The sequence below is a fragment of the Mesorhizobium loti R88b genome (genome assembly GCF_013170845.1).
Classification (GTDB): domain Bacteria; phylum Pseudomonadota; class Alphaproteobacteria; order Rhizobiales; family Rhizobiaceae; genus Mesorhizobium; species Mesorhizobium loti_B.
On record NZ_CP033367.1, the window covers coordinates 5,406,635 to 5,430,074 of the forward strand.

Consider the following 23,440-nt stretch of genomic DNA (forward strand, 5'->3'; position numbering starts at 1 on the left):
CAGTCTTCACTGACGTTTCGTCTCACTAACACTCAACTACGGCGGCTAGACGACTGGTAAACTCAACGCGCCGCCAGATTCGCAGCCGGAAAGATCGAACATGTTTCGGTGCCGAAAGCCAGCAGCTTGCCGTTGGCATCCTTCAGTGTCGCTTCCGAAACGGCAAGTGTGCGGCCCTTGTGGACCACTTTGCCTTCGCAGACCACCTCGCCGGTCCTGGGCGTGATCGGCCGCGTCAGATTCACCTTGAATTCCGCCGTCGTATAGGCCTCGCCCTTTTCGAGCAACGTCTGCACGGCGCAGGCGAGTGCCGAATCAAGCAGCGTCGCCGCCCAGCCGCCATGCACCGTGCCGAGTGGATTGAGATGCCGCTCATTGGGAACGCCGCGGAACACGGCGCGGCCTTCCGACACTTCGGTCAGATCGAAGTTGAGCTGGAAGGAAATCGGCGGCGCCGGATATTTGTTGTCGATGATGCGCTGTAGCAGTTCCACGCCGGTATATTTCTGGATATCGGCGTGCGGAATGGTGCCGAGGCCGAGCGGCGAGACCCGGCCCGGATACAGTTCGACTTCGCTCATGTGATGATTTCTCTGGCTGCATTTTCTCCGGCTATGGTCTTGCCGCGCGCGTGGTGCTTGCACAGTGCGGCAAGGAAGCCGGCGCGGGCATCGGGTTGTTCGATGCCGCGCGGCTCGTAGACGTGGCGCGTGAAAAAGAAACCGGTCAGCCGGAAGGCGTCTTGGACCGCCGCCGGATCCCCGCGCAGGCCGGAGCCACGTTGCAGAAACGCCGGCAGCGCCAGCATCTTGTCGCGCCAAGGCGCGCCGGCTTCACGCGACACCGCTCGGCCCGACTTCGGCGAGACATAGGCAAGGTCCTGTCGCGTGCCGGTGGCAGCGCATTGACTGAGATCGAGGCCGAAGCCGAGTTCATCGAGAATAAGAAGCTCGAAGCGTGCCACCAGTTCACCAGCAGCATCGGCATCGTCGAGATGGACGATCATCACGGCGAGCGCTTCGTAAAGGCCGCCATGGGCATCACGCTCAGGCAAAAGGCGCAGATGCGCGGCCATGGTCTGCAGTCCGTAGACGGCAACGGCGCTGTCCATCAGCCGCGCGGCATTCATCTCGATCGCCTCGGCCTGGAATGTGCCGAGATGCTCGTCAAGGCGCGCGCGCCACAGAAGATCGACGCGATTGCCGGGCTGGAGAACGGGCTGCTGCTTGCGTGAACGGCCGCCGCGCACGAGACCGAGATGGCGGCCATGGGCGCGTGTCATCACCTCGAGAATGGCGCTGGTTTCGCCATGCTTGCGAGTGCCGAGAATGATTCCCTCATCATGCCATTCCATGCCGGAGCTTTTCACCGATCGGATGGCGAAATCAAGATGAGGTCGCGGGTTCAGGCAGGCCGTGCCTCTCGGGCGGCAATAAAAAACCGCCCGCAGCGATACGCTGCGGGCGGCCTGGTAAGTCAGTCAGTCTATTAGAAATTGCGCTGGAAGCGGACGATGCCGCCAATGCCGTCCTTCTTGTCGGCCTTGGACCAGTTGCCGTAGAGGGAGGGGTTGCCGAAATTGCCGTAGTGATCCCAGTCGACTTCGGTGGTGATCGTGAAGCCCGGGACGATGGTGTAGGCGACGTTCGCCGCAAGAGCTATGTTCTTGTCGTCGTCAGCCGAAGCCTGGACGTTGAACGATGTCTTGTCGTTGAACTTGTAGGTGCCGCCGCCCCAGACGGCCCAGTTGCCACCCCATGGCTTGTACTGGCCACGGCCTTTTGCGTTGAGGGCGTTGGTCGGGTCCTTGAGGTTGTCGTCGGTGCCGTAACCGCCCATGACGAAGAGCGACAACTCCTTGGTGACATTGACGTCCAAACGAACTTTGCCGGACACTTCCTCGTAGTTGCTGTCATAAGCGACAACGCCGGTGATCGCACCCCAGTCGCCCTTGTACTTCAAGCCGCCGACGACATGCGGAACATAGCTGTCGATGGTGCTGGTGCCGGTGCCTTCTTCGAGCGAGACCACAGCCGTGAAGCCGCTGCCAGCGTCGAAGTAGTACTGGACGACGTTGGTGTCCTTGATGCCATACGGGATGATGGTGTCCTGGATGACGTTGCCGGCGTAACCGATAAACGCGTCATATGCCGTTTCATCCTTACCGACGCGCAGGCCACCGAGCTGGATCCAGGCGAAGTTCAAGGTGACGGGCTTGCTGATTGCCTGCCAGTCATTGGCGCTGCTAGCGTTTTGATTGGTATAGTCGCCGGACTTGTTGCCGAATTGAAAGCGGGTCTCGGTGAAGGTCTTCAACGTGCCGAGTTCGGTTTCCTGGCCGGTATAAGTCCGCAGCGCGAAGCGCATGTTCTTGTAGTAGGTGTCGTTGGTTTTGCCGCGGTCCTTGTCGTCCGGAACGTTGTTGACCCCATCCAGCGTGCCGGAATCGCCGACGCCGATGTCATAGCGGAGATAGCCGCCGATACGCAGGCACGTCTCGGTGCCCGGGATGTAGAAGTAGCCGGCGCCGTAGACGTCGCAGATCTTGACGTATTCGGCCGGTTCCGGTTCGGCGACGACAACCGCGTCCGCGGCGCGAGCGCCGGACACCGCGATCAGGGCCGCGGCTGAGCCGAGAAGGAGGCTCTTGATGTTCATTTTCTGACCTCTCCAGTCATAGTTTAAATGGCTTCGGATTTGTGGCTGGCGGATATGTTTTCCCGCCTCACCCCCACAATGAAAAAGGCGCGTACCGCGTCCCCTTTTCGCGGCGAACATACCCATCAATCCTCCGCCTTCAATGACGGTTTTGGAAATAACGGCGATTCTGTTAATAGATTATTGCTGTGTTGCACAAATAACACTGGCCTATACCGCGATTGGCACAATTGGCACAACGTCATATATTCAATATATATTCGGATTGTTTCTCGGCTAACTATACGTTCTGCACGAGATATTTCCAATCATTAGCCCAAAAATGGCATTTTTTGGCTACTTAGATTGAAAAGTAACCGTTACGTTGCGTCAGAAGACGCCAGGCGGGAGTCCTCCAGCCTGCGATGACGTAAGGGAATTCCAAGACCGCCTGCCAGGTCGGCCAAATCTCGCCAAGACGGTCGAAACAGGCTGGCGCACGCTCCAGCGCTATCGATTGTGACAGCCACCAGCTCCCGGTGAGCCGGTGCGGCGCCGCTTTCTCAAGCCCGACGTGACAAAAGCAGGCGAGCAAGAAACAAGGGCGATCGCGGAACCACCTCATGCTGAGTTGCGAGACTCTTTGTTTTGCCGCAATTCCAGGGGAAAGCGCTACGCGCCTTCCCGGGAAAACCATCTCACACTTTCCTGGAATTGCTCTAATCGGCCAGCACGTCGTCGATCACGCGTCGGGATTTTTCGACTTCTGCCTGATTGTTCGCATGGCCAGCGACCGTGATCAGCGCCTTCCACAGCGCCCAGCCGCGTCCGCGTGCCCAGGTCGCATCATCAACGGCAAGACCGGTGCGGAAAACCTCCCTGCTCTCGCCCTCGAACAAGGTCCAGGCGATCGCCAGGTCGCATGAAGGGTCGCCGACGCCGCAGGTGCCGAAGTCGATCACTGCGCTCAATCGCCCCGCTTCGACAAGGAGATTGCCCCAGCTGACATCGCCATGGAACCAGACCGGCGGCCCCTTCCAGGTCGCGGCAAGGGCCGCGTCCCAAACGGCACTCGCCAGGCTTGCGCCGATGTGGTTGCCAAGAGCGGTGATCGCTCGCCTTGTCTCGCCGTCATAAACGGCCAGCGGTCCGCCGCGAAAGAAATTATGCTGCCCGGGCGCCGGCCCGCCGGTGGGGTCGACGCGTTTCAGTGCAACCAGGAAACCGGCCAGGTCCGCCGCGAATTGCGACAGGCCAGAGATGCGCTCCCGCTTTGCCGTCTCGCCCTCGATCCAGCCATAGACGGACCAATGCCAAGGGTAGTCCTCGGCCGGCATGCCCATCGCAAATGGCCGGGGAATCGGCAATGGCAAAAGCGGCGCCAGCTTTGGCAGCCAGCGATGTTCTTTTTCCACTTGCAGGGCATAGTCGGCCGCGCTCGGCAGCCGCACGGTCATCTCATCGCCGAGATGAAAGGTCCTGTTGTCCCAACCGCCAAATTCGACCGGCCTGACAGCAAGATCCTTCCACTGGGGGAATTGCGCGGCGACCAACCGGCTGACCAAAGCCGTATCGATGTTCAGCTTGCCGGCCATTTAATGCGGGAATTCGAGACCCATCTCGCGATAACGCTCAGGATCGTCGCCCCAGTTCTCACGCACCTTGACGAACAGGAACAGGTGCACCTTCTGCTCGAGAATGCCTGCTATCTCCATGCGTGCGGCCTGGCCTATGGCGCGGATCGTCTCGCCCTTGTGGCCAAGCACGATCTTCTTCTGACTGTCGCGCTCGACATAGATGACCTGATCGATACGCACCGAGCCGTCCTGCTTCTCTTCCCATTTCTCCGTTTCGATATGGGAAGAGTAAGGCAGTTCCTGATGCAGCCTGAGATAGAGTTTCTCGCGGGTGATCTCGGCTGCAAGCTGACGCATCGGCAGATCGGAAATCTGGTCCTCGGGATAATACCAGGGACCGGCAGGCAGCGTTTCGGCCAGATAGTCGAGAACATCCTTGCAGCCGGAGCCGGTCAGAGCCGAGACCATGAAAGTGCGTTTGAAAGGCACCCGCTCGTTCGCCGCGGCCGACAGCGCCAAAAGTGCCTCGTGCTTGACCCGGTCGACCTTGTTGAGGATCAGCACCATCGGCTGGCGCACGTCCTTCAATCGCTCCAGGATCGCGTCGGCATCGCCCCGGATGCCGCGCTCGGCGTCGATCAGCAAAAGCACGATATCGGCATCCTTGGCGCCGCCCCAGGCGGTGGTCACCATAGCCGTGTCCAATCGCCGCTTCGGCTTGAAGATGCCGGGCGTGTCGACAAAGACGATCTGCGCGTTTTCATGCGTGGCGATGCCGCGCACGATGGCGCGTGTCGTCTGCACCTTGTGGGTGACGATCGACACCTTGGCGCCGACCAGTTGGTTGACCAGCGTCGACTTGCCGGCATTGGGCGCGCCAATCAGCGCGACAAAGCCGGAATGCGTGGCGGGGGCTTCGGCAGTTTCAATATCCGTCATGCAGCGTTCCATACACCTTCGCGCAACAGAAGGGCAGCCGCAGCAGCCTGTTCGGCCTCGCGCTTGGAACGGCCGTTGCCGGTCGCCGGCTGAAATGCACCAACCTTGACGCTCACCGTGAACAACGGATCGTGGTCCGGCCCTTCGCGGCTGTCGATCTGATAGGCAGGAACGGCACTCGCCGCCTGATGCGCCCATTCCTGCAATTCGGTCTTGGCATCACGGCGCGCAGCACCCGAAGCCTGCGAGCGCGGTTGCCAGTACTTATGGATGAAGCTGCGCGCTGCTTGCAGTCCGCCATCAAGGTAGAGCACGGCGATCAGCGATTCCAAGGCATCGGCGCGCAGATTGACGCGCTTGCGTCCCTCAAGGCCGCGCACATCCGATCCGGCACGGATCATCTCCGGCAGCCCGATATCCTCGGCGATCTCGGAAAGCGCCTCGGCATTGACCAGCGCATTGAGCCGCAGCGACAACTCGCCTTCCGCCGCATCAGGAAACGCGGCCAGCAGCATATCGGCAACGACCAGGCCGAGAACCCGGTCGCCGAGAAACTCGAAACGTTCATAGTCGGCGCCGGCATTGGCGCCGCGAGCACTGGCATGGGTAAGCGCACGCTGCAGGCGCTGGCGGTCGGCAAAAGCATGGCCCGTGCGTTCCACAAGCGCTTCGGCGAGCGCGTCGGCGGTCAGCCGCTTCGCCGCTGCCATCCCTAGTTGACGAAATGGAACAGGCGCGAAGCGCGCATCAGCGACGGCCATTTCCAGATTTCGAGCGGGCTTGCCTTGCCGGCGATCGAGAAGAAGACAAGGTTGGCGCGGCCAACCAGATTCTCGGCCGGAACATAGCCGACGGTGAAACGGCTGTCGGCGGAATTGTCCCTGTTGTCGCCCATCATGAAATAATGGCCGGCCGGAACGTCGAACTCGCGCGTGTTGTCGCCGATCGAATTCGGATTGAGGTCAAGCGTGTCGTAGCTGACGCCGTTGGGCAGCGTCTCGCGGTAGACATCGATCGGCTGCGGCATTTCCGTGATGTCGGGATTATCGATCTGGCCGGTCTTCACGCGCGGCACGCCAACGCCGTTGATGAACAGCTGGCCATCTTTCATCTGAATCTTGTCACCGGGCAGGCCGACGACGCGCTTGATGTAATCGACGGACGGATCCGGCGGGAACTTGAACACCACCACATCGCCACGCTTGGGCTCTGAGCCCCAGATACGACCCGAGAAAATGTCAGGTCCAAAAGGCAGCGAATAACGCGAATAGCCGTAGGACCATTTGGTGACGAACAGATAGTCGCCTTCCAGAAGCGTCGGCCGCATCGATCCCGAGGGGATCGAAAAGGGCTGGAACAACAGCGTGCGGATGACCAGCGCAAGCAAAAGCGCCTGGACGATGACGCTGACGGTTTCGCCAAGCCCGCCGGATTTCTTCTGGGATTTTTCAGCCACGCTCATGTCGTCCTCGATTGTGCGTTGGATGGTATAGAGTCTCGGCGCGCGCTGGGCAACGTCAATGCCGGTCGTCAGATGCAATCAATGTGGCGCTTCTTCGACGGGCAACGCCTCTATGATCACAAAGGCTTGAGCAAGCGGAAAATCATCCGTGATGGTGAGGTGGATCGCCGCCCGATGTCCCCCGGGCAGGATTTTGTCCAGCCGCGCCAGGGCGCCGCCGGTCAATGCCATGGTCGGCGCACCGCTGGGCAGGTTGACGACACCCATGTCGCGCCAGAACACACCTTGCGCCAGACCGGTCCCCAAGGCTTTGGCGCAAGCTTCCTTGGCGGCGAAACGCTTGGCGTAGGAGGCCGCGCGGGCACGTCGGTTCTCAGAACGCGCCTGTTCGACCTCGGTGTAAATCCTCTGGACGAAGCGCTGGCCGTGACGCTCAAGCGACTTCTCGATGCGCCTGATATCGATCAGGTCGCTGCCGATGCCGATGATCATTGTGCGGCGGAACCGACGCTTCCGCCGGGATGGGACGATTGCGCGTGGCGATGCGCTCGCTCGGCAAGGCGCTTGCGCCTTTGCTCGCGGAAGACATTCATGCCCCAGCGCGTGACACCGTAGAACAGGAGGCCAAACACCAGCCCGAGCGGCACCGCGCCGATCAGCATGGGCTCCAGCACGGGATGCCACAGTTTCGCGAAGGAAAGCGTGTGCAGCATCTCGCCCAGATGCGCAGGCGGACCATGCGCCGGCAGCCGGTCATGCAGGATGAGCTTGCCGGTCTCCCAGGATGCGCCCCACAGAATAGGAAAGGTGAGAGGATTGCCGAAGAAAACAGCGCCAAGTGCCGCCGCCACCAGATTGCCGGCGATGACCCAGCACAGGACGAAGGCAATGACGAAATGGAAGCCGACGGGAAAGAACGAGGCGAAGACGCCAGCCGCAACGCCTGCCGCAACCGCATGCGGCGTGGCCTTCAGCCGCAGGATGCGCTTGGACAAGTACTGAAGTGAGCGCGAAAACGAGCGGCGCGGCCAAAGGTAGGTACGCACCCGTTCGAGAAGACCATCAGGCTTGCGGCGTCGAAAAAGCACTCTGTTCCCGTTCCACAACTCTCGCACCGGCGATTTCCGCCGGCTATGAGATACATCATCTTGCGCTTAAGGATCGCCCGATGGCAATCACAACGTTGATATAGCGACGCGCGTGCGCAAGAACAACCGAACACCGTCTGTGCAGCGCGTGCATGTTGCCGCCCTTCCGGGACAGGCGTCCTTCGGTTCGAACATTGGACAATCGCGGCGAATTTATGGAGCCGGCAGCCGCTTCCCCGAAAGCACGGCCTTGCTGGCGGCTAAGATCGGTAGTCGCTGACCTCGACCAAATTGTCGTCCGGGTCGCGAAAATACACCGACAGCATCGGGCCCCGAGCGCCGACGCGTTCGACCGGGCCGAGTTCTACCACCACGCCATTGGCCTCGATATGGGCTCGGACTTCGTCGAGCGGCCTGTCGGTGATCAAGCAGAAATCGCCTGAGCCTGGTGTCGGTGACTTGGCCTTCGGCTCGAAAGTGCGGCGGACTTCGTGAACATTGATCTTCTGATTGCCAAACACCAGCGCTGTCGGCCGTCCCGCAGTATCGATGCGTTCAAAGCCCAGCACGCGTTGATAGAAGGCGCAGGTCGCTTCGAGCGAAGCGACCGTCAACACGAAATGATCGATGCCGACGATCATCTGCATTTATTTTCATGCATGTCGTCCCTCCCAAAACCGCTGCACACTCTTGGGCGCCATGCACGGTCAAATGTTGCGACTACCGGGCTTAACGGCCGGGATGGCGGCAAGTTCCGGTGGCAAGCGATCAGCGGGATAGGCCGGCACCTCATATTCGGCGAGCGCGATCAGCGGCACGCCGACATGGGACTTGCCGGCCGAACGGTCGATGATGCAGGCAGCCGCCACCACTTCGGCGCCAAGCTCGCGCAGGCAGTCGATGGTTTCGCGGATAGACAGGCCGGTGGTGACGATGTCCTCGACGATGACGACGCGCGCACCTTTGTCGATCTCGAAGCGGCGCAGGCGGAACTCGCCCCCTTCCCGCTCGACCCAGATCGCCGGCACGCCGAGGTGGCGCGAGGTTTCGTAGGCCGGAATCAGGCCGCCGATCGCCGGGCCGACGACATAGTCGATCTTGCCTGGCACCGCCTTGCGGATTTTCTCGGCCAGCGCCTTGCATAGCTGTTCGGTCTTGTCGGCATGCATGAACACCCGCGCCTTTTGCAAGAAGACCGGGCTGCGCAGGCCCGACGTCAAGATGAAATGCCCCTCCAGAACAGCACCCGCCTCACGGAAAATGCCCAGCACTTCATCGGTATTCATCTTTGCCCCTTTTGAATTGACCATTCCGAAAACCGGTTCCCACTTTTCGGGATCATGGTCTAGCCATTTACACGCCGTGCATCGCTGACGCTCGAATTGTCCTTGAGCTGCGACAGCAGCCGGTTGAGATGCTTCAGATCCCAGACTTCGAGATCGATCAGCATTTCGGTGAAGTCGGGCGCGGTGCGCACCATCGACAGCGTATGGATGTTGGCGTCGTTGGACGCAACGACCTGGGCGATGTCGGCAAGCGACCCCGGCGCATTGATGGCGGTGACCGAGACACGCGCTGGAAAGCGTTCCTTGGTGCGTTCATCGATGTCCCAGCGCACGTCGATCCAGCGCTCAGGCTGGTCGTCGAAGGCCTGCAGTGCCGGCGACTGGATCGGATAGATGGTGATGCCGGTGCCTGGTTGGACAATGCCGACGATGCGGTCGCCCGGCACCGCGCCTTCCGGCGCGAAACGCACCGGCAGGTCGCCGCGCACACCGCGGATTGGCACCGCGCCATCGCGCGGCTGATCCTTGTCCTTGCGCGCGGCCCGAGTACCGGGCATCTGGAACAGCATGCCGGCGGCGTTGCGGATCTTCGACCAGCCTTCCTCACGCTGCTTGGGGGCACTGACGGTGACGCGCTCGTCCTTGTAGTCGGGGAATACTGCCTTCATGACGTCGGTGGAGGCCAGTTCGCCACGGCCGACGGACGCCAGCACATCCTCGATGTCCTTGCGCGCCAGCCGGTGCAGCACCGGCTTCAGGCTTTCCTTGGTGAAGGTCTTGCCGGCCCGTTCGAAGGCACGCTCCAGAATGCGCGCGCCGAGACCCGAATACTGCTTGCGGATGGCGTTCTTGGTGGCCCGGCGGATGGCGGCCCGGGCCTTGCCGGTGACAACGACCGATTCCCAGGCTGCCGGTGGCACTTGCGCCTTGGAGCGGATGATCTCGACCTCGTCGCCGTTCTTCAGTTCCGTCATCAGCGGCATGATGCGGCCATTGACCTTGGCGCCGACGCAGGTGTCGCCGACATCGGTGTGCACGGCGTAGGCGAAGTCGATGGGCGTGGCGCCACGCGGCAATGCAATCAGCATGCCCTTCGGCGTGAAGCAGAACACCTGGTCCTGGAACAGTTCCAGCTTGGTGTTTTCGAGAAAATCCTCGGGGTTGTCGCCTTCGGCGAGCTGCTCGATGGTGCGCCGCAGCCAGGCATAGGCGTTGGTCTCCTTCGAGATCGCGGGGGCAGCACCATTCGTCTTGCCGCCGGTGTCCTTGTAGATGGAATGGGCGGCGACGCCATATTCGGCGATCTTGTTCATTTCGCGGGTGCGAATCTGCAGTTCGACGCGTTGGCGCGACGGCCCGACGATGGTGGTGTGGATCGAGCGATAGTCGTTCTGCTTCGGCGTTGAGATGTAGTCCTTGAAGCGTCCGGGCACCATCGACCATGTGGTGTGGATGGCGCCGAGCGCGCGGTAGCAGTCTTCGACGCTGTCGACAACGACGCGGAAGCCGAAGATGTCGGACAGCTGCTCAAAGGACAGCGCCTTGGCCTCCATCTTGCGGAACACCGACCAAGGCTTCTTCTGCCGGCTTTTTACGCCAGCGTTGATGGCATGTTTTTCAAACAGCGCCGACAGCGCCTTTTCAATGTCGGTCAGCACGCCCTTGTTGCGCTCGAAGATCTCGGCAAGCCGCGCGGTGACGGCGCGGTAGGCTTCCGGATTGATGAAGCGGAAGGCAATCTCTTCCAGCTCCTCGCGCATGCCTTGCATGCCCATGCGCCCGGCCAGCGGCGCATAGATGTCCATCGTCTCCTCGGCGATGCGCAGGCGCTTGGCCTCCGGCATATGGTCAAGGGTGCGCATGTTGTGCAAACGGTCGGCGAGCTTGACCAGCAGCACGCGCACATCTTCCGAGATCGCCAGCAGCAGCTTGCGCAGGTTCTCCGCCTGCTCGGCCTTCTTGGAGACGAGATCAAGCTTCTTCAGCTTGGTCAGGCCCTCGACCAGCTTGCCCATTTCGGGGCCGAACAGATCGTCGATCTCGGCCCGCGTCGCCGTGGTGTCCTCGATGGTGTCGTGCAGCAGGGCGACGGCTATCGTCGCCTCGTCCATGTGCATTTCGGTGAGGATAGCGGCGACTTCGAGAGGATGCGAGAAATAGGGATCGCCGGAAGCGCGCTTCTGGTGGCCATGCTTCTGCATGGCATAGACATAGGCCTTGTTGAGCAGCGCCTCGTTGACGTCAGGCTTGTAGCGCTGGACGCGCTCGACAAGCTCATACTGACGCATCATGGGCACAATCTCTCAGCGATGAAATGAATCATGCGCCGCACTGCTGTACGGCGCATGTCATAGATAGCCACGAAACTGCCGAGACGGAAGTGCCGCTGGATTGTTCCAGGCGCTTCCGGAGCGTTGCCTTAGTAGTCGTCGCTCTTTTCCGGGGGCACCAGGCCCTCGATGCCGGCCAGCAGATCTTCCTCGGTCATCCGATCGAACGTCACATTCTCCTCGGCGTCGTCGGCGTCGGTAGCCGCAACGGCACCGCCGGTCTGATCGGCAATCGCCTCGCCGTCGGCTTCGGGCTCGTCGACTTCGACATGCTTCTGCAGCGAATGGATCAGATCTTCCTTGAGATCGTCGGGCGACAGCGTTTCATCGGCGATCTCGCGCAACGCGACGACCGGGTTCTTGTCGTTGTCACGCGGCACGGTGATCTGCGCGCCCTGGCTGATCTGGCGAGCGCGGTGGCCGGCCAAAAGCACCAGCTCGAAGCGGTTGTCGACCTTGTCGATGCAATCTTCAACGGTTACGCGGGCCATGGACTGCCCCTTTCATGCCTGGATTTGATGGAAAACAGGCGCGGTCCATAACCCGAACGCCGCCAAAATACAAGCATCATGCCAAAGTCGGCGCCGCAAGGCACTCAATCCTGCGGTCAAACATCGGATTGAAGCAAAACGCCGTTGTGTCCATGGCGTCTGATGCCTCGATCACAATTGCTTGCGTTGCCTCATCTCGCCTTGGATTGCCGCCAAACTGGCGTTATCTCGGATGGCGAAGGTCAGCCGGTTTATTATGAGCCTGACCGATAGTCGCTGCCGCATTTCGTTTAGACGACCGCATTTTTCGAAAAGGAATATTTTCCATGTTCGACCCTCGGGAAAAAATAGCCCTGTTCATCGACGGCGCCAATCTCTACGCCACGTCGCGGGCGCTCGGCTTCGACATCGACTATCGCAAGCTCCTGGCGAGTTTCCACAAGCGCGGCTATCTCTTGCGCGCCTATTATTACACGGCGCTGGTGGAGGATCAGGAATACTCCTCGATCCGCCCGCTGATCGACTGGCTGGACTATAACGGCTTCAAGGTGGTGACCAAGCCGGCCAAGGAATTCACCGACTCGACCGGCCGCCGCAAGATCAAGGGCAATATGGACATCGAGCTCACCGTCGATGCGCTCGAGCTGGCCGACGTCGTCGACCACTATGTCATCTTTTCCGGTGACGGCGACTTCCGCACGCTGGTCGAAGCGCTGCAGCGGCGCGGCCGCAAGGTGTCGATCGTCTCGACTATGGCCTCGCAGCCGCCGATGATCTCAGACGATCTGCGCCGCCAAGCCGACCATTTCATCGACCTGACGACGCTGAAGAGCGAGGTTGGCCGCGACCCCTCCGAGCGGCCGGTGCGCCGGCCCGAACCGGCTGAAGTCGACGAGGACGACTACTGAGGCTGGTCAACCTTGACCGCTCTTTCCGCTTCCGAACCCGGCCGCGACTGTCCGCTCTGCCCGCGGCTGCATGATTTCATTGCGCAATGGCGGCAGCGCGAGCCGTCGTGGTTCAATGCGCCGGTGCCAACCTTCCTGCCACCGGGCGGCGAGGATGCCGTCCAGCTTCTGATCGTCGGGCTGGCGCCCGGCCTGCGCGGCGCCAACCGCACCGGGCGCCCGTTCACCGGCGACTATGCCGGCGACCTGCTCTACTCGACGTTGATCGCGCACGGCTTTGCACGCGGCGAGTTCAAGGCGCGGCCCGATGACGGGCTGGAGCTTGTCGGCACCGCGATCACCAATGCGGTGCGCTGCGTGCCGCCGGAGAACAAGCCTGTGGGCGCCGAAATCGCCACCTGTCGGACATTCCTGGTGCCGACGATCGCGCGCTTTCCCAATCTGCGCGCCGTTCTGGCGCTGGGGTCGATCGCGCACCAGTCGACGGTGCGCGCGCTGGGCGGGCGTGTCGCCGCCTACCCGTTCAAGCACGGCGGGCAATTGCCGGCCGGCGGCATTACGCTGTTTTCCAGCTATCATTGCTCGCGCTACAACACCAATACCGGTGTTTTGACGGAAGAAATGTTCGTCAGTGTGTTCAGCCAGATCGCAGCGTTCCTGCGGACATAACGTCGCTCCGTCTTTGTTTTTATGCATGTCGTGGCCCCAAAACCGAGGTCACTTTTGGGCAACATGCATTAGAACCCCTCCAGCACGATCTTGCCCTTGGCCTTGCCAGTCTCGATCAACGCATGGGCGCGCTTCAGATTGGCGGCATTGATAGGACCGAATATCTCGCCCAGCGTGGTGCGGATGGTGCCGGCGTCGACCAGCCGTGCCAGTTCGTTGAGATGCTCGCCCTGCGCGGCGATGTCCTGCGTCTCGAACATCGAGCGGGTGAACATGAACTCCCAATGGACCGAGACGCTCTTGCGCTTGAACGGATTGATGTCGAGCGTCTTGGGATCATCGATCAAGCCGAACCGGCCCTGCGGCGCGATCAATTCGGCGATCTCGGCCAGGTGCTGGTCGGTGTTGGTTGTCGAGAACACAAAGGCTGGTGCACCGATGCCGAGGGCCGCGACTTCGGCAGCCAGTGGCCTGGAGTGATCAATCACATGATGGGCGCCAAGCCCAAGCACCCAATCGCGTGTCTCTGGCCTCGATGCGGTGGCGATCACCGTCAGATCGGTCAGTTGGCGCGCAAGCTGGACCGCAATCGAGCCGACGCCACCGGCGCCGCCGACGATTAGGATGGCATTCGTGGCACCCGCGACAGGCTTCTTCACGTCAAGGCGGTCGAACAGCGCCTCTAAGGCGGTGATTGCCGTCAGCGGCAGCGCCGCAGCCTGGGCATAGTCGAGCGAGCCGGGTTTGCGGCCGACAAGGCGCTCATCGACAAGATGGAACTCGGCATTGGTGCCCTGCGGCGCGAGCGCACCGGAATAGAAGACATCTTCGCCGGCCCCGACCAGCGTCGCATCCGAACCCGTGGCGACGACCCGGCCGGCGGCGTCCCAACCAAGCACCCGCCAGCTTCCGGCTTCGGGTTTGGCACTTCGCCGTATCTTGGTGTCGACCGGGTTGACCGAGATCGCCTTCACCTCGACCAGCAGTTGACGGCCTTTCGGCTCCGGCTTGGGCAGGTCGATATCGACGAGGGAGGCCTCATCGGTGATGGGGGCTGGGATTTGATAGCCGACGGCGCGCATTTCGATCTCCGCGATTGCTGTTGAGCTTTGTCTGGGGCAGAGATGCGGATTATGTGCGCCGAGCGCAAGAATGCACATATAAAGCACATAGTGTCGAAAAGGATACCGTCATGCCGCGCATTCGCCATGAGCGATTCGATTGCAGCCCCGGCTGCACCGTGGAGGGAACGCTCCGCTATATCGACGGAAAGTGGAAGGGCGTCGTGCTCTACCATCTGTTGGAGGGCACGCTGCGCTTCAACGAGATACGCCGGCGGATTCCGAACTGCACGCAGCGCATGCTGACCAACCAGCTCCGCGAACTGGAAGCCGATGGGCTGATTGCCCGCAAAATCTTCCCGGAAGTGCCGCCGAAGGTGGAGTACAGCCTGACCCCGCGCGGCAGAAGCCTGGAACCGGTGATTACAGCCCTGAAGGTCTGGGGCGATGCGAATGTGACGCTGGCGCCAGAGGTTTCCCAGGCCGCGGCCTGAAGCAGGCCGATAGGGGCCAGCGGAGTTCACACCGGCAGCAGGGCATCCGGTTTCACGTCGCCGATCGAGGCATAGGTGTGTGTCTCCTTTACCCCCGGCAGCGGCAGGATGACGCGTTTGAGAAAGTCCTGATAGTCAGCCATCTCGGCAATGCGCGCCTTCACCAGATAGTCGAAGCCGCCGACGACCATATGACATTCCAGAACCTCGGGCGCCTTTGCCACCGCCTCGGCGAAGCGGTCAAAGATATGCGGGGCCGTGTGGTCCAGCCGAACCTCGATGAAGACAAGGGTGCCGCGGCCAATCTTTGCCGGATTGAGCACGGCCCTGACGGCAGTGATGAACCCGTCGCGAAACAGACGTTTCACGCGCTGGCTGGTGCCGGTCGGCGACAGGCCGACGCGCGCTGCCAGATCAAGCGTGGTGCGGCGTCCATCTTCCTGCAGCAACCGCAGAAGATTGCGGTCGATGGCGTCGAGATCACCTAGTTCGGGATTCACGTTCGAACCGTTCTGTTTGCGCGAATTACACTCAATACACTCGAAACAGGCGTATTTCATCGCAGCTTTTGTCGCAATAGCTTGTGATTTCGCAACGCTCGAGACCGTCCGGCGGTGTCGTTACAGGTGGCAGGACGTGGCAGAGAGCTCAGGAAACATAAAGCTGGCAGTTATCGCCGGGCTGACCATGATCGGCATCTACGCCGTGCAATTCGTCGCCGCCCGCTTCAGCCTCAGAGACCATCTGACGGTGACCGACATGGCCGCCTTGCGCTTTGTCGGTGCGGGTGCGGTGTTCCTGCCGGTCGTCTGGCAACGCGGCTTCGAACAGATGAAGGTATTGGGCTGGCGGCGGGCACTGGCATTGGCGGTTCTGGCCGGACTGCCTTACCCGCTGATCATCAATTGGGGCCTCACCTATGCGCCTGCCGTCCACGGCGCGGCACTTTGCCCTGCCTCGATCGTATTCTTCTCGTTCCTGCTGTCGCTCCTCCAGGAGCGCACGTCGCGGCAGCGAACTATCGGCATCGCCACGATCATCGTGGGGCTGTTGCTGTTCATCGCGCCGGCACGCGATGGCACCCGTGAGGTTCTTTTCGGCGACCTGCTGTTCGTCGGGTCTGGCCTCATGTTCTCCGCCTACGCAACGCTTGTGCGGCAATGGCGTATCGATCCGGTCACGGCCACCGCGACCGTCGTGCTTCTGTCGTGCCTGCCGTTACCGTTTCTCACCCTTTTCGCGCCAAGCGGCTTCCATGCCGCGGCAGGCGCCGAGATCATCAGCCAGATGGTCATCCAGGGTTTGCTTGCCGGGGCGGCCGCCATGTTCCTCTACACCTATATCGTCGGCCAGCTCGGGTCGCAGACGGCATCGCTGTTCATGCCTGGCGTACCGATAGCCACGGTCATTGTCGGTATGATCGTGCTCGGCGAAACACCGACCACCACCCAATTCGCGGCCATCGCGATCATGGCCACGGGGATGGGCTTTTCAGCGATGACTGGACGCGTTGCTGGGGAAATTTGAGAATTCCGCCAAAGGCTGGATCGCCAATGAATTCAATTAAATAGCCCGACCTTCGAAGAAACGGATTCTGGCGTGCAGCCCTGATCGATTTGGCAGAAGATTTTAATGCGCGGATGCAAGCAGCGCCGCCAATTTTTCAGGCCCGCCCTGCAAAACGTTCAAGTCGACGTCGCCCTGGATACCGTCCACGCGCCCCATATTGTGGTACTGCCAGTAGACCCAATCGTGGCGATCCGGCTCCATGAGCAAGGAACGAAGCCAGAGTGGCCGGACGGCGATCTGCCCGGCATAGGCCGCCTCCGCCTCATCGGTCAGATAGACGATTGCCGTCTTGCCGAACGCCGCCTCGACAGGTCCAAGGAAGGCCTGGAGTTCCGCATTCAACTGTTCGGGCGATGGCCGCTGCGGACAATTGCCGCCGAACTCGATGTCGACGACCGGCGGCAGCAAGGGCTGATCGTGCGGCACGACCGCGATGAAATTCTTCGCCTGGTCGGCGCCTGGCCGGCAGAAGGTGAAGAAGTGATAGGCGCCGACCGCGAGGCCAGCCGCGCGAGCCTCACGCAGATTGGCGGCAAAGGCGCGATCGACATGATCGCCACCCTCTGTCGCCTTGATGATGGCGAAGGCGACATCGTCTGCGGCAACGCGCCGCCAATCAATCTGGCCCTGGTGGTGGGAGACGTCGATGCCTCTGAGCGGATATTTGCCGCGATCAGGAGAATAGGTGTGGAAGTAGGTGAAGCCACCAGCGATAATGAGGCCCGCCACAACCAAGCCGGCCAAGCTCCAGAGAACAATCCGGTTCTTCAAGAGCATCCCCTGGTTTGTCGTCCTGGCTGATCGGTCGGAACTTGAAAGCCAAACAGTTGGCTTTCCTGGGGCTATTGCCTGACGCCCGCCCTTCGCTATGGCTTCGGGCGTTCGTCGCTCGAAAAGCCAAATCGTTGGCTTTTCGTCCGCTTCGCGGACCGCTCCTCACCCACGCTCCTTCAAGAGCCGGCCCTTCTCGCGCGACCAGTCGCGCTGCTTCTCGCTTTCGCGCTTGTCGTGCAGTTTCTTGCCGCGGCCGACCGCGAGCAAGAGCTTGGCGCGGCCCTGGTCGTTGAAATAGATTTTCAACGGCACCAGCGTCATGCCTTCGCGGTCGACGCTTTGCGACAGCTTCGCCATCTCGCGCTTTTTGAGCAGGAGTTTGCGGCGCCGGCGCGGCTCATGGTTGAAGCGGTTGGCCTGCAGATATTCCGGCAGATAGGAATTGATCAGCCAGATCTCGCCGCCCTCGACGGAGGCATAGCTGTCCTGGATGTTGGCCTGGCCCTGGCGCAGCGACTTGACCTCGGTGCCGGTCAGCACCAAGCCGGTCTCGACAGTGTCGAGCACCTCGTAGGAAAACCGCGCCTTGCGGTTTTCCGAGACGGTCTTGTTGTTTGGATCGGCTTTTCTGACTTGGTTCATGATGTGGAGAGGTGGCGCCTCATCGCTAATTAATCAAGCCGGCGTGCTTCAAAGCCGCATCGATCTTCTCGGCCGTCGACTGCTCAACGGTGACCAATGGCGAACGCAACACATTCTCGACCTTGCCGAGCTTCGACAGGGCATATTTGGCGCCGGAGACGCCGGGTTCGATGAAGATCGCCTTGTGCAATGGCAGCAGGCGGTCCTGCAATTCCAGCGCCTTGGCACTGTCACCGGAGAGCGTTGCTTCCTGAAACTCGGCGCACAGCCGCGGTGCGACGTTCGACGTCACCGAGATAGCGCCGACGCCGCCATGCGCGTTGAAGCCGAGCGCCGAAGCGTCCTCGCCCGAAAGCTGGATGAAACCCTTGCCGCAGGTCATGCGCTGCTCGGACACACGCTCGACCTTGCCGGTGGCATCCTTGACGCCGACGATGTTCTTGAAGTCGTGCGCCAGCCGGCCCATCGTCTCCGGCATCATGTCGATCACCGAGCGCGGCGGGATGTTGTAGATGATGATCGGCAGCTTGGTCGCCTTGGCGACAGCGGCGAAATGCTCGTAGAGGCCGCGCTGCGTCGGCCTGTTGTAATAGGGCGTAACGACCAGGGCGGCATCGGCGCCGGCCTTCTCGGCATATTGTACGAGCCCGACCGCTTCTTCGGTGTTGTTGGAGCCAGCTCCGGCGACGACCGGGACGCGACCCTTGGCCACCTCGATGCAGACCTTGATGACGTGGCGATGCTCGTCATGCGACAGCGTCGGCGACTCGCCGGTCGTGCCGACGGGAACCAAACCCGTTGTGCCCTCGGCGAGCTGCCATTCGACAAACGCGCGAAAGGCTTTCTCGTCGAAACGCCCGCTCTTCTCGAACGGTGTCACGAGCGCAGTAAGCGAGCCTCTCAGCATGTCGTCCAACTCCTTGGGACTTTTTGTTTACGCATGTCGTTCCCCCAAAACCGGTATCCACTTTTGGGCGACATGCTTCGGTTTGTTTGTGCATGTCGTTGTCCCAAAACCGGTATCCACTTTTGGGCGACATGCATCGGTGTTTTGTCGATCGGTTTGTCGTGCGCGCCTTCTAGCCGAAAGCGAAGCGGCGCACCATAGTCTCGACATGGTTGCGCGGCAAGCATTGCCATGGTGCCAGCAAGCGCAATTCGAACGGCCTCGATAACTCTTTGTTTACGAGCCCTTCACGACCTAAGTTTAGGCTTCGAGGCTTCTTCGCCTGCTGGTAAAATGCTGGATTAAGGAAAGATACGAGATCATGCCGACCCGTCGGCCTCACCTCTTCGCGCTGCTTGGCGCCATCGCCGTGTTGATACCCGGCATGGCGATCAGCAGCAGCGTCGATGTGCAGGTCACGTCGGCGATCCCGGTGCCGGGTGTGCAAGACAACGCGCAACAGGCCGCCTCCCCCAGCGTCGCGCTCTTGAAAAGCGGGCTGGACGCTCTGGCGGCCGGCGATATCACGGGCGCCCGTGGCGTGCGCGATGTGCTTCCCGCTCAATCGCTCGACCAGCATATACTGGCCTGGGCGATCGCGCTTTATGGCGGCGACAAGGTTCCGAGCGGCGACATCGCCGCCGCAGCGAAGATGCTGCCCAACTGGCCGGGCACGGTTGCCCTGCGCAAGAACAGCGAGCGCGCGCTCTACCGCGAGAACCCCGCCCCCGACATCGTCATTGCGGCATTCGATGGCAGCCAGCCGCAAACATTTGAAGGCGTCATGGTCCTCGCCCGCGCCTATGTGGCAACGGGCAACGTCAAGGCGGCCCGCTCGGTGCTGTCGCCGTTCTGGCGCACCACGGTCCTGGAAGCCAAGGACGAGACGGCGCTGATCAAGGAATTCGGCAGTCTGATCTCTGCCGCCGACCACCGTTTTCGCATGGACCGCATGTTCTATGCCGACAGGGTGAATTCCGCGCTGCGCATTGCCGGTCTTGCCGGCGCCCAGCAGTTTGCCGAGGCCTGGGTCGCGGCTGACAGAGGGGACAAGAATGCGCTGAAACTGCTGAAGGCAGTGCCGGAATCCCAGCGTTCAGCTGGCTACTTCTTCGCGCAGGCGGAATATCTGCGCAAGCAGGAGGATTTTGCCGGCGCCGCTGCCGTTGTGATGAAGGCGCCGACGGATCGCGAAGCTCTGGTCGATCCAGACGCCTGGTGGGTCGAGCGCCGGGTGCTGTCGCGCGAACTGGTCGACCAGGGCGACATGAAGACGGCCTACCAGGTCGTCGCCACGCATGCCGCCGAAAGTGCGGCCAATGCGGCGGAGGCCGAATTCCACGCCGGCTGGTATGCGCTGCGCGGCCTCAACGACCCTAAGCTTGCCGCAACGCATTTTTCGCGCATCGCCGACCTCGCGCAGGGGCCGATGACCCTGTCGCGCGCCTATTACTGGCTCGGCCGTGCCGCCGAAGTCGGCGGCCCCGGAAATGCCAAGGACTATTTTGGACGGGCCGCCACTTACGGCACGACCTTTTACGGCCAGCTTGCCGCCGAACGTATCGGCCGGCAGGCGCTCAACATCGTCTATCCCGCGCCGAGCGCTGCCGACCGGCAGAGTTTTGCCAGCCGCGAGGCCGTCAGCGCCATCAAGCGCCTGCAAGAGGCTGGTTACGACCGTTATGCCGAAACGCTTTATCGCGACCTTGCCGGGCAGTTGACCAGCCCGGGCGAACTGGCGCTGCTCGCCGTCCTTGCCGAGAAGCAAGACAACCATTTCATGGCGCTGAAGGTCGGCAAGATCGCCGGCGCGCGTGGCATCGATGTCGGTGCGCTGTCGCACCCGCTCGGCGTCATCCCCGATTCGGCCAACATTTCCGGCTCGGGCAAGGCACTGGCCTACGCGATCGCCCGCCAGGAAAGCGAATTCAACATCGGCGCGGTATCAAGTGCCGGCGCGCGCGGGCTGCTGCAGTTGATGCCTGGAACCGCCAAGCAACTGGCGAAGAAGGCCGGTTTGGAGTTTTCGCAGACGCGGCTCACCACCGATGCCGGCTACAACGCCACACTCGGCTCAGCCTTCCTTGGCGAGCAGCTTGACCGCTTCAACGGCTCCTACGTGCTGACTTTCGCCGGCTACAATGCGGGCCCCAACCGGGCCAGCCAGTGGGTAGCGAAATACGGCGACCCACGCGGCAAGGACATCGATGCGGTGGTGGACTGGATAGAGCGGATTCCCTACACGGAAACAAGAAGTTACGTGGAGCGTGTGATGGAAAATTACGAGGTCTACAAGATGCGCATTTCCGGCAAGTACGACATCGTCGGGGATCTGGTGAACGGGCGCAGCTGAGGCTTGCCCTGTCCGATCAGGTTGAAGAAAGAGCGTCTTTCATTTGACCGGCCCTGCCCTCGCCTGTAGCTGTCTGGGTCTATCCACCAGGGCCGAATTCAAATGTCGAGCGACGAAGGCTTTACCGACTTTTTCTATGCGGCGCCGGACGGGTTGAAACTGCACGCCCGGGTCTACGGCAAGGCCAATACCGGACACTGGCCGGTGGTCTGCCTGCCCGGCTTGACCCGGAACGCCCGCGACTTTCATGAACTTGCGCTCTATCTGTCGCAGCGTGCCGGCACTTCACGCCAGGTCGTGGCCTTCGATTACCGAGGGCGAGGGATGTCGGCCTACGATCCCGAAATCGCTCACTACAATATCGGTGTCGAAGCCGGCGACATCCTTGCCGGGCTGGCCGCACTCGGCATCGAGGAGGCCGCTTTCATCGGCACCTCACGCGGCGGCCTGATCATCCACGTGCTCGGGGCATTGAAGCCGGCCGTGCTGAAAGCCATTGTGCTCAATGACATCGGGCCTGTGATCGAAGCCGGAGGCTTTGCCAACATCCGATCCTATCTTGAGCGCTCGCCGAAGCCGAAGACATTTGATGAAGCCGTGGACGCGCAGCGGCGCACGCATGGCGGCGACTTTCCAGCCCTTACCCATGCGGACTGGGCTCGGATGGTGGGTGCGCTCTACCGCAACACGGATGTCGGACTGGTGCCCGATTTCGATCCGGCGTTGATCGACACTCTGGCCGGAATCGATTTCAGCAAGCCGTTGCCAGATCTCTGGCCGCAATTCGATGCGTTGATCGCCGCGCCGCTGCTTGCCATCCGCGGCGGCAATTCGAAACTGCTCTCCACCGCAACGCTCGAGGACATGCAAAAACGCCATCCCGGCATGGAGACGATCACCGTCGAGGGCCAGGGCCACGCGCCATTCCTGGAAACGGGAAGTCTGCCGAGCGCCATCGCGACCTTCCTGGATAGGGCGCAGCAGCAACCTCAAACAAAGTAAACCCCAAGACCAAATCTGGTCCTGGGGTCAGTATGTCAATATATCTAGGCTCGGCGAACTATTTGGCTTTCGAGCTTTTTCCGGGCGCCTTTGCCGCGACCGCCTTGCCCTTTTTCGCGGGCGTTGCCGCTGAAGGCGTGGTCAGCGGAGATGAAAACGCCGAACTTTGTGCGCCGCCAGCCAGTCCCTCGCCACGGGGCGTTTCCAGGACCACAACGCAACCGTCGAGATCGTTGGTGGCCAGATGGGCGTAGCGCATGGTCATCGAAAGTGTCTGGTGGCCGAGCCACATCTGCACGCGCCTGATGTCGATGCCGCCCTGGACGAGCCGCGAGGCGCAAGTGTGGCGCAGAATGTGCGGCACCACCTGGTCGTCGGCGCCAAGGCCGACCTCGGCCTTTGCGTCGTTCCAGATGGCGCGAAACTGCGCCTGGCTGAGCTTGGTGAACGGACCTTTGGGCCGGCGGCCCTCGGTCGGCGGCAGCTTGATGACTTCCTTGACCCGCTCGGTCATCGGAATGGTGCGGCTGCGGCCGGATTTGGTGATCCAGAAGGAGACCCGATGTTCCTGGATGTCATTCCAGATCAATCCGAGTGCCTCGCCGAGACGGCAACCGCTATCAACCAGGAAGACGGAAAGCCGGTAGGCATCCTCGCTGCGGCTCCTGATGGCAGAAAACAGCCTTGCCTCTTCCTCCCTCTCGAGGAAGCGAATCCGTCCCGCCCGCTCCTTCTGGCGGCGGAACTCGGGCAGGCTGTGGATATCTCCCATCTTGTAAGCCTTGCGCAGCAGTTTGCTGAGGGCAGCCATCTTTCGATTGATGGTTGCATTGCTGTTGCCGCGCTGGCGCAAGGTGCCGATAAGGTTATCAAGGGTACTCTGGTCAACGGCGCTGAAACGCTCCCCAAGGAGAATCTCATCTATTTCGCCGATGAATGAGCTGACATTGTATTTATGCCGCCCATCATCCCACAGTATGTCCCGGTAAGCTGAAAAAAGCTCTCCGACCCTGTACGACTTTACTTCTCTTATCTTGTTGTAGGTGTAGTTGATCTTTGAGTTCTGAGAAGAAAACATCGAAAACGGATCCGGGGGGCTACCCTCTTGAATCGCTTCGTTGGTCATAGTTCGTCACACCCCCGAGTGGATAGATCAGCCCTATCCGCTTGGAAGCGTCCTTTCAAGAGATTTTAATCACGCGGTTGTGATCC

General features: G+C 61.3%; 25 protein-coding genes. 6 read left to right on the forward strand and 19 right to left on the reverse strand.

What is annotated here, in order from left to right; translation table 11 throughout:
- Positions 1-62: 62 nt before the first annotated feature.
- From EB235_RS26570 to rpoZ, 13 genes are all read right to left on the reverse strand, one after another.
- On the reverse strand, positions 63-581 hold the full coding sequence (locus EB235_RS26570) for a PaaI family thioesterase (RefSeq protein ID WP_027034425.1): 519 nt from the start codon (positions 579-581) through the stop codon (positions 63-65).
- Positions 578-1,354, reverse strand: a complete 777-nt coding sequence (recO, locus tag EB235_RS26575; RefSeq protein WP_027034424.1) for a DNA repair protein RecO — start codon at positions 1,352-1,354, stop codon at positions 578-580. Before recO ends, EB235_RS26570 begins: the two co-directional genes overlap by 4 nt.
- A gap of 134 nt (positions 1,355-1,488) precedes the next feature.
- Positions 1,489-2,658: a porin gene (locus EB235_RS26580; RefSeq protein WP_027034423.1), complete on the reverse strand. Its 1,170-nt coding sequence runs from the start codon at positions 2,656-2,658 to the stop codon at positions 1,489-1,491.
- A gap of 698 nt (positions 2,659-3,356) precedes the next feature.
- Positions 3,357-4,232, reverse strand: a complete 876-nt coding sequence (locus EB235_RS26585) for an aminoglycoside phosphotransferase family protein (protein ID WP_027034422.1) — start codon at positions 4,230-4,232, stop codon at positions 3,357-3,359.
- The gene (gene era / locus EB235_RS26590; RefSeq protein ID WP_155256496.1) at positions 4,233-5,165 is read right to left on the reverse strand and encodes a GTPase Era; all 933 of its coding nucleotides are present in this window, start codon (positions 5,163-5,165) and stop codon (positions 4,233-4,235) included. It lies immediately after the preceding gene.
- Positions 5,150-5,863: a ribonuclease III gene (rnc, locus tag EB235_RS26595; protein ID WP_027034420.1), complete on the reverse strand. Its 714-nt coding sequence runs from the start codon at positions 5,861-5,863 to the stop codon at positions 5,150-5,152. Before rnc ends, era begins: the two co-directional genes overlap by 16 nt.
- A 2-nt stretch (positions 5,864-5,865) precedes the next feature.
- On the reverse strand, positions 5,866-6,615 hold the full coding sequence (gene lepB / locus EB235_RS26600; RefSeq protein WP_027034419.1) for a signal peptidase I: 750 nt from the start codon (positions 6,613-6,615) through the stop codon (positions 5,866-5,868).
- 78 nt (positions 6,616-6,693) lie between these two features.
- Positions 6,694-7,107, reverse strand: coding sequence for a holo-ACP synthase (gene acpS / locus EB235_RS26605; protein WP_027034418.1), 414 nt, complete (start codon positions 7,105-7,107; stop codon positions 6,694-6,696).
- Positions 7,104-7,703 (reverse strand): DUF2062 domain-containing protein, encoded by a 600-nt coding sequence (locus EB235_RS26610; RefSeq protein WP_027034417.1) that lies wholly within the window; start codon positions 7,701-7,703, stop codon positions 7,104-7,106. The genes acpS and EB235_RS26610 overlap by 4 nt, the downstream gene beginning before the upstream one ends.
- 260 nt (positions 7,704-7,963) lie before the next feature.
- Positions 7,964-8,344, reverse strand: a complete 381-nt coding sequence (locus EB235_RS26615) for a VOC family protein (protein ID WP_027034416.1) — start codon at positions 8,342-8,344, stop codon at positions 7,964-7,966.
- Positions 8,345-8,410: 66 nt separating this feature from the next.
- On the reverse strand, positions 8,411-8,989 hold the full coding sequence (gene pyrE, locus EB235_RS26620) for an orotate phosphoribosyltransferase (RefSeq protein ID WP_027034415.1): 579 nt from the start codon (positions 8,987-8,989) through the stop codon (positions 8,411-8,413).
- A gap of 59 nt (positions 8,990-9,048) precedes the next feature.
- On the reverse strand, positions 9,049-11,280 hold the full coding sequence (locus EB235_RS26625) for a RelA/SpoT family protein (protein ID WP_027034414.1): 2,232 nt from the start codon (positions 11,278-11,280) through the stop codon (positions 9,049-9,051).
- 128 nt (positions 11,281-11,408) lie between these two features.
- The gene (gene rpoZ / locus EB235_RS26630) at positions 11,409-11,810 is read right to left on the reverse strand and encodes a DNA-directed RNA polymerase subunit omega (RefSeq protein ID WP_027034413.1); all 402 of its coding nucleotides are present in this window, start codon (positions 11,808-11,810) and stop codon (positions 11,409-11,411) included.
- A gap of 326 nt (positions 11,811-12,136) precedes the next feature.
- On the opposite strand from rpoZ, the gene EB235_RS26635 reads away from it, so the two are divergent.
- Both EB235_RS26635 and EB235_RS26640 read left to right on the forward strand, forming a co-directional pair.
- On the forward strand, positions 12,137-12,718 hold the full coding sequence (locus EB235_RS26635) for an NYN domain-containing protein (RefSeq protein WP_027034412.1): 582 nt from the start codon (positions 12,137-12,139) through the stop codon (positions 12,716-12,718).
- 12 nt (positions 12,719-12,730) lie between these two features.
- Positions 12,731-13,387, forward strand: coding sequence for a uracil-DNA glycosylase (locus EB235_RS26640; RefSeq protein WP_027034411.1), 657 nt, complete (start codon positions 12,731-12,733; stop codon positions 13,385-13,387).
- Between the two features lie 68 nt (positions 13,388-13,455).
- Here EB235_RS26640 and EB235_RS26645 read toward each other — a convergent pair whose 3' ends face one another.
- Positions 13,456-14,469, reverse strand: a complete 1,014-nt coding sequence (locus EB235_RS26645; protein ID WP_027034410.1) for a zinc-binding alcohol dehydrogenase family protein — start codon at positions 14,467-14,469, stop codon at positions 13,456-13,458.
- 110 nt (positions 14,470-14,579) lie between these two features.
- On the opposite strand from EB235_RS26645, the gene EB235_RS26650 reads away from it, so the two are divergent.
- Positions 14,580-14,942 (forward strand): winged helix-turn-helix transcriptional regulator, encoded by a 363-nt coding sequence (locus EB235_RS26650; protein ID WP_027034409.1) that lies wholly within the window; start codon positions 14,580-14,582, stop codon positions 14,940-14,942.
- Positions 14,943-14,968: 26 nt separating this feature from the next.
- On the opposite strand, the gene EB235_RS26655 is transcribed toward EB235_RS26650, so the two are convergent.
- A complete protein-coding gene (locus EB235_RS26655; protein WP_027034408.1) occupies positions 14,969-15,442 on the reverse strand; it encodes an Lrp/AsnC family transcriptional regulator in 474 nt (157 codons plus the stop codon).
- Between the two features lie 136 nt (positions 15,443-15,578).
- Here EB235_RS26655 and EB235_RS26660 point away from each other — a divergent pair, with 136 nt between their 5' ends.
- Entirely contained in the window at positions 15,579-16,469 is an 891-nt protein-coding gene (locus tag EB235_RS26660; RefSeq protein WP_027034407.1) for a DMT family transporter, read from the forward strand.
- A gap of 102 nt (positions 16,470-16,571) precedes the next feature.
- On the opposite strand, the gene EB235_RS26665 is transcribed toward EB235_RS26660, so the two are convergent.
- From EB235_RS26665 to dapA, 3 genes are all read right to left on the reverse strand, one after another.
- Positions 16,572-17,282: a glycoside hydrolase family 25 protein gene (locus tag EB235_RS26665; RefSeq protein ID WP_027034406.1), complete on the reverse strand. Its 711-nt coding sequence runs from the start codon at positions 17,280-17,282 to the stop codon at positions 16,572-16,574.
- Between the two features lie 165 nt (positions 17,283-17,447).
- Positions 17,448-17,927: an SsrA-binding protein SmpB gene (smpB, locus tag EB235_RS26670; RefSeq protein ID WP_027034405.1), complete on the reverse strand. Its 480-nt coding sequence runs from the start codon at positions 17,925-17,927 to the stop codon at positions 17,448-17,450.
- Between the two features lie 25 nt (positions 17,928-17,952).
- Positions 17,953-18,834 carry a 4-hydroxy-tetrahydrodipicolinate synthase gene (gene dapA / locus EB235_RS26675; protein WP_027034404.1) on the reverse strand — a complete coding sequence of 294 codons (882 nt, stop codon included), beginning with the start codon at positions 18,832-18,834 and terminating at the stop codon, positions 17,953-17,955.
- A gap of 361 nt (positions 18,835-19,195) precedes the next feature.
- Here dapA and EB235_RS26680 point away from each other — a divergent pair, with 361 nt between their 5' ends.
- Together EB235_RS26680 and EB235_RS26685 are read left to right on the forward strand one after the other, a co-directional pair.
- Positions 19,196-21,226: a lytic transglycosylase domain-containing protein gene (locus EB235_RS26680; RefSeq protein WP_027034403.1), complete on the forward strand. Its 2,031-nt coding sequence runs from the start codon at positions 19,196-19,198 to the stop codon at positions 21,224-21,226.
- A gap of 102 nt (positions 21,227-21,328) precedes the next feature.
- On the forward strand, positions 21,329-22,228 hold the full coding sequence (locus EB235_RS26685; RefSeq protein ID WP_027034402.1) for an alpha/beta fold hydrolase: 900 nt from the start codon (positions 21,329-21,331) through the stop codon (positions 22,226-22,228).
- 58 nt (positions 22,229-22,286) lie between these two features.
- On the opposite strand, the gene EB235_RS26690 is transcribed toward EB235_RS26685, so the two are convergent.
- Positions 22,287-23,354, reverse strand: a complete 1,068-nt coding sequence (locus EB235_RS26690; protein ID WP_027034401.1) for a tyrosine-type recombinase/integrase — start codon at positions 23,352-23,354, stop codon at positions 22,287-22,289.
- Between the last annotated feature and the right edge of the window lie 86 nt (positions 23,355-23,440).